Source organism: Caballeronia sp. AZ1_KS37 (assembly GCF_023631165.1).
GTDB lineage: Bacteria > Pseudomonadota > Gammaproteobacteria > Burkholderiales > Burkholderiaceae > Caballeronia > Caballeronia zhejiangensis.
Genome location: NZ_JALQDP010000004.1, coordinates 299,813 through 314,710 on the forward strand (window position 1 = coordinate 299,813; position 14,898 = coordinate 314,710).

14 protein-coding genes are annotated in these 14,898 nt (G+C 62.6%); 10 read left to right on the forward strand and 4 right to left on the reverse strand.

Features of this window, described 5'->3' with window-relative positions; genetic code table 11:
- Positions 1–6: 6 nt before the first annotated feature.
- From NCS00_RS05185 to NCS00_RS05205, 5 genes are all read left to right on the forward strand, one after another.
- A complete protein-coding gene (locus NCS00_RS05185; protein ID WP_034474119.1) occupies positions 7–1,020 on the forward strand; it encodes a YVTN family beta-propeller repeat protein in 1,014 nt (337 codons plus the stop codon).
- Positions 1,021–1,101: 81 nt separating this feature from the next.
- The gene (locus NCS00_RS05190; RefSeq protein ID WP_008350532.1) at positions 1,102–2,121 is read left to right on the forward strand and encodes a sterol desaturase family protein; all 1,020 of its coding nucleotides are present in this window, start codon (positions 1,102–1,104) and stop codon (positions 2,119–2,121) included.
- Positions 2,122–2,197: 76 nt separating this feature from the next.
- Entirely contained in the window at positions 2,198–3,049 is an 852-nt protein-coding gene (locus NCS00_RS05195; protein WP_250439484.1) for an EI24 domain-containing protein, read from the forward strand.
- 25 nt (positions 3,050–3,074) lie between these two features.
- Positions 3,075–3,893: a competence/damage-inducible protein A gene (locus tag NCS00_RS05200; RefSeq protein WP_008350529.1), complete on the forward strand. Its 819-nt coding sequence runs from the start codon at positions 3,075–3,077 to the stop codon at positions 3,891–3,893.
- Positions 3,890–4,585 carry a copper homeostasis protein CutC gene (locus NCS00_RS05205; protein ID WP_250434386.1) on the forward strand — a complete coding sequence of 232 codons (696 nt, stop codon included), beginning with the start codon at positions 3,890–3,892 and terminating at the stop codon, positions 4,583–4,585. The genes NCS00_RS05200 and NCS00_RS05205 overlap by 4 nt, the downstream gene beginning before the upstream one ends.
- Before the next feature lie 9 nt (positions 4,586–4,594).
- Here the strand turns inward: NCS00_RS05205 and NCS00_RS05210 are convergent, their stop codons facing one another.
- On the reverse strand, positions 4,595–5,059 hold the full coding sequence (locus NCS00_RS05210; protein WP_008350527.1) for a rhodanese-like domain-containing protein: 465 nt from the start codon (positions 5,057–5,059) through the stop codon (positions 4,595–4,597).
- 346 nt (positions 5,060–5,405) lie between these two features.
- Here NCS00_RS05210 and glnA point away from each other — a divergent pair, with 346 nt between their 5' ends.
- The 3 genes from glnA to ntrC all read left to right on the forward strand — a co-directional run bounded on the left by glnA (position 5,406) and on the right by ntrC (position 9,720).
- Positions 5,406–6,821, forward strand: a complete 1,416-nt coding sequence (glnA, locus tag NCS00_RS05215; RefSeq protein WP_008350526.1) for a type I glutamate--ammonia ligase — start codon at positions 5,406–5,408, stop codon at positions 6,819–6,821.
- A 165-nt stretch (positions 6,822–6,986) separates the two neighbouring features.
- Positions 6,987–8,129 (forward strand): nitrogen regulation protein NR(II), encoded by a 1,143-nt coding sequence (gene glnL / locus NCS00_RS05220; RefSeq protein ID WP_008350525.1) that lies wholly within the window; start codon positions 6,987–6,989, stop codon positions 8,127–8,129.
- Positions 8,130–8,229: 100 nt separating this feature from the next.
- Positions 8,230–9,720 carry a nitrogen regulation protein NR(I) gene (ntrC, locus tag NCS00_RS05225; RefSeq protein ID WP_008350524.1) on the forward strand — a complete coding sequence of 497 codons (1,491 nt, stop codon included), beginning with the start codon at positions 8,230–8,232 and terminating at the stop codon, positions 9,718–9,720.
- A 17-nt stretch (positions 9,721–9,737) separates the two neighbouring features.
- On the opposite strand, the gene xth is transcribed toward ntrC, so the two are convergent.
- From xth to NCS00_RS05240, 3 genes are all read right to left on the reverse strand, one after another.
- Positions 9,738–10,520 carry an exodeoxyribonuclease III gene (gene xth / locus NCS00_RS05230; RefSeq protein ID WP_250439485.1) on the reverse strand — a complete coding sequence of 261 codons (783 nt, stop codon included), beginning with the start codon at positions 10,518–10,520 and terminating at the stop codon, positions 9,738–9,740.
- Between the two features lie 86 nt (positions 10,521–10,606).
- A complete protein-coding gene (locus NCS00_RS05235) occupies positions 10,607–11,536 on the reverse strand; it encodes a phosphatidate cytidylyltransferase (RefSeq protein WP_034474132.1) in 930 nt (309 codons plus the stop codon).
- Between the two features lie 32 nt (positions 11,537–11,568).
- Positions 11,569–12,198, reverse strand: coding sequence for a lysophospholipid acyltransferase family protein (locus tag NCS00_RS05240; RefSeq protein ID WP_034474110.1), 630 nt, complete (start codon positions 12,196–12,198; stop codon positions 11,569–11,571).
- A 230-nt stretch (positions 12,199–12,428) separates the two neighbouring features.
- Between NCS00_RS05240 and NCS00_RS05245 the strand changes: the two genes are divergently transcribed.
- A complete protein-coding gene (locus NCS00_RS05245; protein ID WP_008350520.1) occupies positions 12,429–13,043 on the forward strand; it encodes a CDP-alcohol phosphatidyltransferase family protein in 615 nt (204 codons plus the stop codon).
- 40 nt (positions 13,044–13,083) lie between these two features.
- A complete protein-coding gene (locus tag NCS00_RS05250; RefSeq protein ID WP_250439487.1) occupies positions 13,084–14,859 on the forward strand; it encodes a bifunctional alpha/beta hydrolase/class I SAM-dependent methyltransferase in 1,776 nt (591 codons plus the stop codon).
- The last annotated feature ends 39 nt before the right edge of the window (positions 14,860–14,898 follow it).

Here is a 14,898-nt window from a genome sequence, read left to right on the forward strand (position 1 = left end):
CTTTTCATGCGCAATATTTTCCGTTCCGGCCGTGTGCGTGCCTTCGCCGCACGCGCAGCCATCGCAACCGGCGCCGCCTTGGTCGCCTCCGCAGCACTGGCCAACAATGTCATCGTGCTCAACTCGGCGGAAGCCACGCTGAGTCTCATCGACGAAAACACGCATCAGGTCGTCGGCACCGTGCCGACGGGCAAAGAGCCGCATCACCTGATGCCCACGCCCGACAGCTCATCGCTGATCGTTGCGAATTCGGTGTCGAACAACCTGATGTTCGTCGATCCGAAAACCGGCGCGTTCCAGCGCTGGGTGCAGGACATCGAAGATCCGTATCAGCTCGGCTTTTCGCCGGACAAGAAATGGTTCGTCTCGACGGGTCTGCGCCTCGACCGCCTCGATATCTATCATTTCGACGGCAAGAATTTGAGCGTCGCGAAGCGCCTGCCGCTCGCCACGATGCCGAGCCACATCGCGTTCACGAACGACAGCTCGACCGCGTTCATCTCGCTGCAGGTGTCCGGCGAAATCGCGGCGATCGACCTGCCGACGCAGACCGTCAAATGGAAGATGAAGGTCGGCAAGGTGCCCGCGGGCGTCTGGCTCACGCCGGGCGACAAATATCTGCTCGTCGGCATGACCGGCGCGGATTACGTGGCCGTGGTCGACTGGCGCAACCAGAAGGTCGTCAAGACCATCACGACCGGCAAGGGCGCGCACAACTTCCGCTCGATGGTCGACGGCAAGCACGTGCTCGTTTCGAATCGCGTGGCGAACACGATCAGCATCATCGACGAGGACACGCTCACGAACGTCGGCGACATCACCGGTCTCTTGCCCGGCCCCGACGACATGGAACTTTCCGCCGACAAGAAGTATCTGTGGGTTACGTTCCGCTTCGCGAAGCACGTCGGCGTGATCGACCTGGCGAATCGTAAGCTGATCGAAACCATCAAGGTCGGCCGCTCGCCGCACGGCATCTACTTCTACAATCGCGCGCCGGTGACGGCGCCGAACGGGGCGTAAGCAAACAGGGCGCGCATTCGCGCCCTGTACTACGATTGAGGGATGGCCGGTCCCGGACGGCCGCACGCACCACGGAGCACCATGTTTCATTCCATTCTTTCGTCGCTGGACGGTCTCGTTTCCTGGCTTCAGACGCAGCTCTACGTCGATGTCGTGCAGCCGGTCCTGTTCAAGATCGGCATGATGGACTACGACGAAGACACCTACGACGCGCTGTACTGGGTGATCGTCGGCGTGCTCGAAGTGCTCGCGATGTACGCGATCCTGCGGCCGCTCGAAGCTTTCCGCCCGGCGGAGGAGTGGAAAGACCGCAAAGGCGTGCGCGTGGACGTGCTCTACACGTGGATCGTCAAGCTCGGCATCCTCAATCTGTTTTTCTTCTTCACGTTCCAGCCGCTCTTCGATTCGATGCAGAGCTGGCTGCGCCTCCATAACGTGCCGAATCTCGAGATCGACAACCTGTGGCCCGGCGTGACGACGCAGCCGCTCGTCACGTTCGTCATCTATCTGCTCATTCTCGATCTGGCGGGATACTGGTATCACCGGCTGGAGCATCGTTTCGGCATCTGGTGGGAATTGCACGCGGTGCATCACAGCCAGCAGAAGATGTCGCTCTGGACCGACGACCGCAACCATCTGCTCGACGACGTTCTTCAGGCGAGCTTTTTCGCGTGCGTCGCGCTCGTGATCGGCGTGGAGCCGTCGCAGTTCGTCGTGCTCGTCGCCATCACCAACTTCATGCAGAGCGTGCAGCACGCGAACATCCGCATGCACTTCGGCTGGCTCGGGGAGCGCATTGTCGTAAGTCCGGCGTTTCATCGCCGCCATCACGCGATCGGCTTCGGTCACGAAGGCACGACTTACGGTTGCAACTTCGGCGTGCTGTTCTCGTTCTGGGACATCATCTTCCGCTCGGCGTCGTTCGACCGCACCGTCGAGCCGACGGGCATTCGCGACCAGCTCGGTGCGCCGGGCGTTGCGCCCGTCCATTACGGCGACGGCTTCGTCGAACAGCACTGGCTCGCGTTCAAGCGCATCGCCGCGCGCCTTTCCGCTCGCCGTGCGGGTGCATCCGCTTCCGACAACTCGGCGGCCGTCTGAACGTCTCCGGTTCGACCAGCGCCCGTGCGCGGCGCTGGTTTATCCTGTCGGTTCCTTCTTCTTTTAAGAATCACGCATGAGTGACTTGCTGCGTTCGTTCGTGCGCGCGCTTGCGAACGTCTTTCATCCGCGCATGCTCTGGCTGACGCTGATGCCCTTCGGCGTCGCCACCGTGGTCTGGGGCGCGGTGCTCTGGTTCTTCTGGCAGACGCTTACCGGCGCCGCCAACGACTGGCTCAGCGCGTGGGCGCTGACCTCGTGGATGTACCGTCTCTTCGATGCCGTCGGCTTTTCGTCGCTGCACGCGGTGATCGCGCCGTTTCTCGTCGTCATCATGACGGTGCCGCTGATCGTCGTGACGGTGCTGCTGCTCATCGCCACGTTGTCGATGCCGGGCGTCGTCAAGCTCCTCACACGTCGCCCGAAAGGTCATTACTCATCGCTCGAAGAGCGGCGCGGCGGCTCGTGGTACGGCAGTCTCGGGCACTCGGTCGTGACCACGGTCGTCTGTCTCGTGCTGCTCGTCGTCACGCTGCCGCTGTGGCTCATTCCGCCGTTCTTCGCCTTGGTTCCGCCGCTGTTGTGGGGCTGGCTCACGTATCGCGTGATGACTTACGACGCGCTCGCGCTTCACGCGAGCGCCGACGAGCGCCGCGCGATCGTGCGCGATGCACGCTGGCCCTTGCTTGCGATCGGCATCGTGAGCGGCCTGCTCAGTTCTGTCCCGACGATGCTCTGGGCATGGTCCGTCTGGCTCTTGCCGCTCTTTCCGGTCGTCGCCGCCGTGACGATCTGGGCGTATGCGTTCATCCTCGTGTTTTCGGCGCTCTGGTTCGCGCATTACTGCCTGCACGCGCTGGAGCGCTTGCGCGCGAGCGAGCCGCAATTCCCGGCGATCACGGTCGAATCCCGCGACGTTTCACTGTAAGCACGAAAAAAGCAAAGGGGCATTCATGGGCATTGGCGTCATCATCATCGGCGACGAAATCTTGTCCGGCCGCCGCACCGACAAGCATCTGCCGAAAATCATCGAACTGCTGGGCGCGCGCGGCCTGTCGCTCGACTGGGCCGAATACGTCGGCGACGATCCCGCGCGCATCACCGCGACGCTCGCGCGCACGTTCGCATCGGGCGATATCGTGTTTTCGACGGGCGGCATCGGCGCGACGCCCGACGACCACACGCGCCAGTGCGCCGCCAAGGCGCTCGGCGTGCCGCTGGAGCTGCATCCCGAAGCGGCGGAACTGATCCGCGCGCGCATCCGCGATACGGCGGCGCAGGCGGGCAAGCCGGTCGAGCTGGAGTCGCCGGAGAACTTGCATCGGCTGAACATGGGCACGTTTCCGCGCGGCGCAGAGATCATCCCGAACAGCTACAACAAGATTCCGGGCTTTTCGGTCGGCGATCATCATTTCGTGCCGGGCTTTCCGGTCATGGCCTGGCCGATGATCGAATGGGTGCTCGACACGAAGTACGCGCATCTGCATCACGCGACGCCGCATGTCGAGCGGTCGCTCCTCGTCTTCGGCCTGCCCGAGTCGCGCATCACGCCGCTGATGGTTTCGATCGAGCGCGACTTCGAGGGCGTGCGTGCGTTCAGCCTGCCGAGCGTCGGCGATGCTACGCGCGGGGCGCTTTACGAGCGCGCGCATATCGATCTGGGCGTGAAGGGCGATCCAGAGCAGGCGAACGCGGCGTTCGACGTGCTGCGCGAGGGCGTGATCGCGCTCGGCGGTGAAGTCGTGGAAGTGCCGCCGGAGGAAGCGAAGTGACGCTGCTGGAAGTGATCGCCACGACCGTCGCCGACGCGCGGGCAGCCGAGCGCGGCGGTGCGGACCGTCTCGAACTCATCACCGCGATGGGCGAGGGCGGACTGACGCCGAGCATCGGCCTGATCGAATCGGTGATCGAGGCGGTCGGGATTCCGGTGAACGTGATCGTGCGGCCGCACAGCCGCTCGTTCGTCTACGATGCCGACGACTACGCGGTCATGCTGCGCGATGTTCGCGCGATCGCGAAGACGCGCGCGAACGCGATCGTCGTGGGGATGCTGCGCGCCGATGGCTCCGTCGACACCGACGGCCTCGCGCGCGTGATCGAAGCAGCGGATGGCCTGCAGCTCACGTTTCACCGCGCATTCGACGAAACACGCGATCTGCTCGCTGCGTTCGATACGCTGCTGCAGTTCGGTGCCGTCACGAATGTGCTGACGTCGGGCGGCAAGCCTTCCGTGCTGGACGCTCAGGAAACGATTTCGAAGCTCGTCGAAAACGCGGTGGGAACGCGCTGCGCGATTCTGGCGGGCGCCGGATTGACCGTCGATGCGGTCGCGCCGTTCGTCGCATCGACGCGCGTGAAAGCGGTGCACTTTGGCTCGGGCGTGCGCGTCGATGGGAAGTCTCTGGCGCCCGTCGATGAAGCGAGGGTCAGGCGCGTGCGCACCTTGCTCGACGCGCGTGCTTGAGCAAAACCTTCAAGCCCCGATCCAGGGCAGCTTGCGGAAACACCATCCCGATACCGTTTTCCGATGCCCTTGTCCGTCCTTATCGCCTTCGAAGCCTTCGAGCAGGTCGTACGCCTGGGCGTAGCCTTCCTTCTGCGCCGCGACCGCAGCGAGCTTCGAGCGCGCGGCGCTGCGACACAAAAACACGACAGGCGTATCCGGGGTGGCGACCTGTCGCAATTGTTCGATAAACTCGGCGTTTGGCACGGAACCGGGGTAGCGAATCCATTCGATGTGCGCGTACTGAGCGCCATCGATGGCCGGGCGGCCGACCCAATCGAGTTCGGCGCGGGTGCGAACGTCGACGAGGCGTACGCGCGGGTCGAGTTGCAGTAATTCAAATGCTTCGGCGGGTGAGAACGCGCCCGCGTAGGTCAGATTGTTTTCGGCGGCGCGTTTGCCGGCCTGGGCATACAGCTGTTCGAGCGTGCTCATGACGTATGGGTCTCCGTAGGCGCAAAGAATCATTCTAGCGTGGCGCGCAGTTTCGACGCCGCGCGCGAAATTGGTGCAAGAAGACTCGGATGCACTATAAAAGTGCTGAAGAAATATCAGACAAACCGTGCTGCACTGATTTGGTGCTCGACGCGGAGACGGCGACACGAACGCCGCCATCGAAAGCGAAGTGGTTTCACCCAAAACGCGCGCTGCTTCAAGCGCTTAGCGCGAAGATGGTGCGCTTGGCACGGAAGCTGCTTTTCCATCCTCGATTGAATCGATGTACAGGATTGGTCGGGGCGGCGAAGCGATTCGCCGACTTTTGTTAATCAGGAGATAGGTAATGAGTAAATCCGTGGCCGACGTCATGCAACTCGTCAAGGACGAGGACGTCAAGTTCGTCGACTTCCGCTTCACCGACACGCGCGGCAAAGAACAACACGTTTCCGTGCCGGTCTCGGCATTCGACGAAGACAAATTTGAAAGCGGCCACGCTTTCGACGGTTCGTCCATCGCAGGCTGGAAGGGCATCGAAGCGTCGGACATGCTGCTCGTGCCGGACGCGAACACCGCCTTCATCGACCCGTTCTTCGAAGAATCGACGCTGGTTCTGTCCTGCGACGTGGTCGAGCCGGCCGACGGCAAGGGCTACGAGCGCGACCCGCGTTCCCTCGCGAAGCGCGCGGAAGCCTATCTCAAGAGCTCGGGCCTCGGCGACACCGCCTACTTCGGTCCGGAGCCGGAATTCTTCATTTTCGACTCGGTGCAGTGGAACACGGACCAGTCGGGCACGTTCGTGAAGATCGGCTCGGAAGAAGCACCGTGGTCGTCGGCGAAGGAATTCGAAGGCGGCAACACCGGCCACCGTCCGGGCACGAAGGGCGGCTACTTCCCGGTCGCTCCCGTCGACACGTTCCAGGACATCCGCTCGGAAATGTGTCTGCTGCTCGAGCAGATCGGCATTCCGGTCGAAGTGCATCACCACGAAGTGGCGGGCCAGGGCCAAAACGAAATCGGCACCAAGTTCTCGACGCTGGTTCAGCGCGCGGACTGGCTGCAGCAGATGAAGTACATCATCCATAACGTGGCGCACACGTACGGCAAGACGGCGACGTTCATGCCGAAGCCGGTCGTCGGCGACAACGGTTCGGGCATGCACGTTCACCAGTCGATCTGGAAGGACGGTCAGAACCTGTTCGCGGGCAACGGCTACGCGGGTCTGTCGGAATTCGCGCTGTTCTACATCGGCGGCATCATCAAGCATGCGCGCGCGCTGAACGCGATCACGAACCCGGGCACGAACTCGTACAAGCGCCTCGTGCCGCACTTCGAGGCGCCGGTGAAGCTGGCTTACTCGGCTCGCAACCGTTCGGCATCGATCCGTATTCCGCACGTCTCGAATCCGAAGGGCCGCCGTATCGAAACGCGCTTCCCGGATCCGCTCGCGAACCCGTACCTGTGCTTCTCCGCGCTGATGATGGCGGGTCTCGACGGCGTGCAGAACAAGATTCACCCGGGCGAAGCCGCGGACAAGAATCTGTACGACCTGCCGCCGGAAGAAGACAAGAAGATCCCGACCGTTTGCGCGGGCCTCGACCAGGCGCTCGACGCACTCGACGCGGACCGCGAGTTCCTGACGCGCGGCGGCGTGTTCACGGATTCGATGCTCGACGCATACATCGAACTGAAGACGAACGAGCTGCAGCGTTATCGTCAGGCGGTGCATCCGATCGAGTTCGAGATGTACTACTCGCTGTAAAGCAGCATGATCGAAGCGCGTTTTGTCGTGAGCAGTCCGATGAGGCGCGCGACGTGTGCTGAACAGTGATCCAAAGGGACGGCGCGCCGTCCCTTTTTTAATCGCTGCTCAGTGTCATGAAACGATAAGAAGATCGGTGTCACGAACGACCTCATCGACTGCACGATGGTGCTCAAGAATCTGATCAAGGCGCGCAAAGGCCACGCCGATGCGCTCTCCGACAATACGCAGCTCGCGGCAAGCGGACTGCTGCCCGGCTTCGAGGCGCTGCCCACGAACGTGCTCGTTCTGGACGTGCGCAATCTGCGGATCGCGTATGCGAATCCATCGGCCGAAGCGATGCTGGAAATGTCGCGCAAGCAGTTGACGCAGACGAACTGGCCCGACCTCTTCGCGAACGCGGACGAGCTCGCGACCACGATCGCGTCGATCGCCGAGAACCGCTTCAATGCGACGCGGCTCGACGCGGTGCTCGAGAGGCAGAATCGCGAGCCGGTGCATGTGCATGCGATCGTCGGCTATCTGGAAGCCGCGCCGGAATACGTGCTGCTCGAACTCTTCGAGAACGAGCGACATCTGCGCACGGACCGCGAAGAGCGTATCCACGATCTCACCGCGGTCAACAAGCAGCTCATCCGCAATCTCGCGCATGAGATCAAGAATCCGCTCGGCGGCATTCGCGGTGCGGCGCAGTTGCTCGAATTCGAACTCGGCGCGCGCGAACGCGACGAACTGCGCGAATACACGCAGGTCATCATCAAGGAATCGGATCGGCTGCAGACGCTCGTCGATCGCTTGCTGGAGCCGCACCGGCATCCGCATATCGTCGGCGACGTGAACATCCACGAAGTCTGCGAGCGGGTGCGCGCCGTGATCCTCGCGGAGTTTCCGCGCGGCCTCACGATCGAGCGCGACTACGACGTGAGCGTGCCCGATCTGCGCGGCGACAAGGAACAGTTGATTCAGGCGCTGCTGAACATCGTGCGCAACGCGGCCGAAGCGCTGAAGGAACGCATCTCACAAGGCGATGCGAAGATCGAGCTGCGCACGCGCATCGCGCGCAAGGTGACCATCGGCAAGAAGCTGCACAAACTGGCACTGGACTTGCATATCACTGACAACGGTCCCGGCATCCCCAGCGAAATCCGCGACCGGATCTTCTTTCCGCTCGTATCGGGCAGGGAAGACGGCAGCGGTCTCGGCCTCACGCTCGCGCAGTCGTTCGTGCATCAGCACGATGGGCTGATCGAAGTGGAAAGCCGGCCGGGCTGTACCGAGTTCGCCATCCTGTTGCCGTTCGAGAATTGACCAGCGACTTCACGCCAAGGAACGTAGTGCCGCATGCTTTGACGCCTGACCGTTTCGACGGGCTCACACCGAACCACACGAAGACTTCTCGCCGAACGATATGAAGCCGATCTGGATAGTAGACGACGACCAATCCATCCGCTGGGTGCTGGAAAAGGCGCTCGCACGAGAAAACTTCACGACGCGCAGCTTCTCCGGCGTGCGCGACGCGCTTGCCGCGCTCGAAGGAGAAAGCCCGCAAGTGCTCGTCTCGGACATCCGCATGCCGGGCGGGTCCGGGCTGGAACTGCTGCAGACCGTGCGCGACCGCTTGCCGGGCTTGCCTGTCATCATCATGACGGCGTTCTCGGATCTCGACAGCGCAGTGGCCGCGTTTCAGGGCGGCGCCTTCGAATATCTCGCCAAGCCATTCGATGTCGACAAGGCCGTCGAGCTGATCCGCCGCGCCGTGGATGAAAGCATGCGCGGCGAAGCGTCGGTCGACGAGCGCGTAACCGAGACGCCCGAGATGCTCGGTCAGGCGCCCGCGATGCAGGACATGTTCCGCGCGATCGGCCGTCTGTCGCATTCGGCGGCGACCGTGCTCATCACGGGCGAATCAGGCACCGGAAAGGAGCTTGTCGCGCGCGCCTTGCACCGACATAGCCCACGCGCAAACGGACCGTTCATCGCGCTGAACACGGCGGCGATTCCGAAGGATCTGCTGGAGTCCGAACTGTTCGGGCACGAGCGCGGCGCGTTCACCGGCGCGCAGGCGATGCGTCAGGGCCGCTTCGAACAAGCCGAGAACGGCACGCTCTTTCTCGATGAAATCGGCGACATGCCGTTCGACCTCCAGACGCGCCTGCTGCGCGTGCTGTCGGACGGGCAGTTCTATCGCGTGGGCGGGCACAATCCGCTGAAGGCGAACGTGCGCGTGATCGCGGCGACGCATCAGAATCTCGAATCGCGCGTGCGGCAGGGCTTGTTTCGCGAGGACTTGTATCACCGATTGAATGTGATTCGGCTGCGTCTGCCGGCGTTGCGCGAACGCAGCGAGGATATCCCGCTGCTCACGCGACACTTCCTGCAGAAGAGCGCGCGCGATCTGGGTGTCGAGCCCAAGCGCGTGTCGGACGATGCACTCGCGTATCTCGCGTCGCTGCCGTTTCCCGGCAACGTGCGTCAACTGGAGAACCTGTGCAACTGGCTCACGGTGATGGCGCCCGCGCAGGTGATCGAGCAGAAGGATCTGCCGCCCGATCTCACGTCGCGTCAGGAGGTGAGCGCCGAGAGTCTCGCCGTATCGACGGATGGCGCGGTCGCGCCGGTTCCCAATGCCGTGAACGGCGCCGGATCCGCGCCGATCGCGGCGGCGCCGGCGGGCGTCGCGGCGAGCGTGTGGGAGAACGGCTTGCGCACGGAAGTCGCGCGACTGTTGCGCGAGAATTCCGCCGATGTCATGGACGAACTCGCGCGCCGTTTCGAAGCGGCGGTGATCCGCGAGGCGCTCGACTTCACGCGCGGGCGCAAGGTGGAGGCGGCGGAGCGTCTGGGCATCGGCCGCAATACGATCACGCGCAAGATTCAGGAGTTGCATCTCGACGCGTGAACGTCGTTACGACGGGATCAGCCGATCGTCGCGATCACGGGCGCGTGGTCCGACGGCTGGTCCCACTTGCGCGGCACCTTGTCGACTTCGCATGACGTGCAGCGCGCGGCCAGTTCCGCCGACAGCAGGATGTGGTCGATGCGCAGCCCCGCGTTGCGGCGAAACGCCATCATCCGATAATCCCACCACGTAAAGAGCTTCTCGACCTGCTCGAACTTGCGGAAGGCATCGGTCAGGCCGAGCCCGACGAGTTGCGCGAAGTGCGCGCGCTCTTCGGGCGACACGAGGTTCTGGCCTTCCCATGCTTTCGGATCGTGCACGTCGCGGTCTTCCGGCGCGATGTTGTAATCGCCCAGCAACGCGAGCTGCGGATGACGCGCCATGTCTTCGCGCAACCATTCGCGCAGTGCGTCCAGCCAGCGCATCTTGTAGGCGAATTTCTCGGAGCCGGGCGCCTGTCCGTTCGGGAAATACGCGGAGATGATGCGCACGCCGTCGATCGTCGCGGCGATCACGCGTTGCTGCAGATCTTCGAATCCGGGAATGTTGCGCACGACGCTGATTTCATCGACTTCGAAGCCCGCATCGGCGCGCACCAGAATGCCGACGCCGTTGTACGTCTTCTGCCCGGCGAACCAGCTTTTGTAGCCGGCGGCTTCGAGTTCGGCGCGGGGAAATTTCTCGTCGGGGAGCTTCAGTTCCTGAAGGCACAGCACGTCGACGCCCGAGAGCGCGAGCCAGTCGATGACATGCTGCTGGCGGACTTTGAGGGAATTGACGTTCCAGGTGGCGATTTTCATGAGTGCCCGTTTTCTTCGTAGAGCGCGGCCGTTGCGCTGAAGGCTCGATTCTAGCGGAGCGGTGGGGCGGGGCGGGCTCGCAGACGTCACACATAAACGAATCTGACCAGATGAAAAAACACAGGCGCGGCGAAGCAGATCGAATCGACACGATCGAGCATGCCGCCGTGTCCGGCGAGCATCGAGCCCCAGTCCTTCGCGCCGAGCGAACGCTTCACCGCTGAAAGAACCAGCCCGCCGATGAACCCCGCCAGAACGATGGCGAACGACATGCCGAGCGCCGCGCCGAAGCCGAATGGCGTGATCCGGTAAAGCGCCGCGCCGCAAAGGGTCGCCAGCGCGCCACCGCCGACGAAGCCTTCGACCGTTTTAGAAGGCGAAAGCACGGGTGCGATCTTGCGCTTGCCGAACAGTTTCCCCACGACGTACTGCAAGACATCGCTGATCTGCACGACGAGCAGGAAGTAGAAGAGCAATAACGCGTTCTGCCCGCGATAGCCGGGAATGTCGAGCGTCAGGAGCGCGGCGGCGTGGCTCAGGCCGTAGACGCAGACCATCAGCGCCCAGTTAATGCGTGCATTGCGACTCAGAAAGTCGCGCGTATCCTGCGTCAGCGCCGATACCAGTGACATCGCGAAGAAGAGATGCACCGGTACGAAGATGGAATACATGCCGTACCAGTTGATGCCAAGCAGAATGTACTGAACGGGAACCGCGACAAAGAACGCGAGGAACAGCGTCGAGTGATCGCTCGGCGTGGTCGGCGTGAGTGTTATGAACTCGCGCAACGTGAGGAATGACAGTAGCGCGAAGACCACATAAGTTGCAGTCTCGCCGAGTCCAATGGCGATCGCCATGACGGCGACCATGCCCCACCACGCGCGGATGCGTTCATTGAGGTTGACGATGGTCGCGCTCTTGCCATTCGGCCGGGCGGCGAGGATGGCGCCTGTCACGGTCGCGACGGCGAGAAAGCCCGCCACGCCTGCGATCAATTTCCAAAACAGTTCTGGCATGTTCGAGAATCGGAGATGTTGTTGCAGCAAGCTCAGTCTGAGCAAGCCGATGGCGCCAGCGCGACGATCGCATCGCGCATGCGTGTGAGAAAAGCAGATTTGTCGTCGGTCGCCCGAAGCGCTTCGCCCGCGCCGAAATGGACTTTGCAGATCAACGGAATCGGCCAGATCGCGCCCTTGGGCATGATCCGCTGAAGATTCTCGAGATAGACCGGCGTGAGGGCGATGCCGGGAAACTCGCTTGCCAGATGAAAGAGTCCGCTCTTGAAGCCTTGCGGCAAAGCATCCGTGCCACGTGTGCCTTCGGGAAAGATAATCACCGAATGCCCCTTCGTGAGCGCATCGCGAACCGGATCGAGCGGATCGCCATCCCCTTCGCGTCGACGATCGATCAGCACGACGTTCAGCAGTTTCTGCGCGATATGTCGCTTGAGCGCGTTGGCGTTCCAGTAGTCGCGCGCAGCAACGGGCCGCACCGAATCGCGCAAACTGCGCGGCAACGCAGCGAGGATAGCGAGTGTGTCGATATGGCTCGTGTGATTCGAGAAGTAGATCTGTTGAGTTTCGCCTGCACGAGGGACATGACAGACTGGGTAGGCTCCAGCGACCAACCGAACGAGAGATAACAGTAAATCGCGTTGCCAGGCATATATCCGTTTCATGAGTCGGTAGTGGTGTGGATTGCTTATTTATATTCCGTTCACATGCGCATCGACGGAGCAAGTGGTCTTGACAAGATGTGTCAGATGTTTAGCAAGTGATAACAGAACTGCATAACAAAGAGGCTCTGCAATCCTAACGGTTGACGCGATGCGAAAGTGACCTGATAGTAGCGGCTTTTTCGATCCATCGGGACGTCAGGCATGGTCGACGAACCGGCGAAAACATCGCAATGAGCCTCTACGCACTCAAGCCGCGCTTCCAAATTCTGCTTCGTCCATTCACAAATTGGCTCGCGCGGCGAGGCGTGACCGCAAACCAGGTCACGGTAGCCGCGATGCTTGGATCGATGGCAGTCGGTGCATCGGCGTGGCTCGGTTATCCCGAGCGCGGTCTGTTTCTGCTCATTCCGCTGTGGCTTTTCATCCGCATGGCGCTGAATGCCATCGACGGCATGCTTGCGCGCGAACACGGCCATAAGAGCGCATTGGGCGCTTACCTGAACGAACTAGGCGATGTGATCTCGGACACGGCGCTCGTGCTGCCGTTTCTGGCCGTGCCGGCTTTCGCGCCATCGGACGTGTGGCTTTTCGCCTGGACGGCGTGCGTAGTCGAGTGCGCGGGACTGATCGGACCACTGGCCGGCGCGGATCGTCGCTACGACGGGCCATTCGGCAAGAGCGACCGCGCGCTGGCGCTCGGGGCATTTGCGCTCTGGTTCGGAATGGGGCTGCCGGTCGGTTCGACGTTTGTCTGGCTGTGGCGTGCACTGATCGCACTCGCGGTATTGACTGCGATCAGACGCGTCGCGATGGGCGTTCGCTTATCGCGTGAAACGGGCCGTTAAGCGTTACCTGCAACATCGAAACAACGAAGGCAAAAATCACATGACTCAAGCGACTATTCGACGCGCACAAGAGGCGCGCTTCACGACTCACGACGGTGAAGCGCTTTTCTATCGGCACTGGCCCGCGGCGGGCGCGCCACGCAGCGGCGCTGTGGTGCTGCTGCATCGGGGGCACGAGCATTCGGCGCGTGTCGCGCATCTGGTCGATGAACTCGACATGCCTGGCTACGATTTCTTTGCGTGGGACGCGCGTGGGCACGGACGTTCGCCCGGCGCGCGCGGATACAGTCCGAACGCAGCGGCTTGCGTGCGCGACCTCCAGTGCTTCGTCGAACACATCCGCGACGTTCATGGCGTCGCCATCGAAGACATGGCGGTCGTCGGTCAGAGCGTCGGCGCCGTGCTGGCCGCGGCCTGGGTGCACGATTATGCGCCGCCCGTGCGCTGTCTCGCGCTCGCATCGCCGGCGTTTCATATCAAGCTGTACGTGCCATTTGCACGTCCGGGTTTGCGTCTGATGCACAAGCTTCGCGGTCTGTTCTATGTGAACAGCTATGTGAAGCCAAAATTTTTGACGCACGATCCGGAGCGCATCGCGAGCTATGCCGCGGATCCGCTGATCACGCGGCCGATCGCGGTCAATATGCTGCTGGACCTGCACGACACGGCGAGGCGCATCGTCGACGATGCGGCCGCCATCACCGTGCCGACGCAACTGCTGATCTCGGGTGCGGATTGGGTCGTGCATCGCGGACCGCAGGAACGCTTCTTCGAGCGGCTCGGGTCGGCGCGCAAGGAGCGCATCGTGCTGCCCGGTTTCTATCACGATACGCTCGGTGAACGCGACCGCGCGCAGGCGCTCGCGCCGCTGCGGGCGTTTCTGCTGCGTGAGTTCGAGGCGCCTTGCGCGCGAGTCTCGCTCGTGGATGCCGACACGCGCGGACCTTTTCATGCGGAATACGAAGCGTTGAAACAAGCTCCCGCCAGTCCGCTCGCGCGTTTGTACTGGATGGCTGCGCGCGCGGGGTTGCGGGTGGGCGGCGCATTCTCGGAAGGCATTGCACTTGGGCATCGGCTCGGGTTCGATTCCGGCTCGACGCTCGACTACGTGTACCGCAACGAAGCGAGGGGACGCGGATGTGTGGGGCGGCACATCGATCGCAACTACCTCGACTCTCCTGGCTGGGTGGGCATCCGTCAGCGCAAGATCAATATCGAGGCGTTGATCGCCGAGGCGATGACGCGAATCACGCGCTCGGGCGAGACGGTCCGGATCGTCGATATCGCGGCGGGACATGGCCGTTATGTCCTTGACGCCATCGCCGCGGTGACCCGTCGCGATGGCGTGTCGCCCGAGCACATTCTGTTGCGCGATTACAGCGCGCCGAACGTCGATGCTGGACGCGCTCTGATTGCGCAACGTGGTCTCGAAAGCGTTGCGCGTTTCGAGCAAGGCGATGCCTTCGACGAGGCCTCGCTCGCCGCGCTCGATCCCCGTCCGACGCTTGCGATCGTGTCAGGGCTGTATGAGCTTTTTGGCGACAACGCTTCGATAGAACAGTCGCTCCGTGGTCTCGCGCGCGCCGTGCAACCTGGCGGCTACCTCGTCTATACCGGACAGCCGTGGCATCCGCAGCTCGAATTCATTGCGCGCGTGCTTGGGAATCATCGTGGCGAGACAGCGTGGGTCATGCGTCGCCGTTCGCAGGCGGAAATGGACGAACTCGTCGCGCGCGCCGGCTTTCGCAAGATCACGCAGCGCATCGATGAAAAGGGGATCTTCACGGTGACGCTTGCCGAGCGCGTCGCGTCCTGATGAATAGCGCTGCCTTGTCCGTCGCCGGTGCGCGAAGCG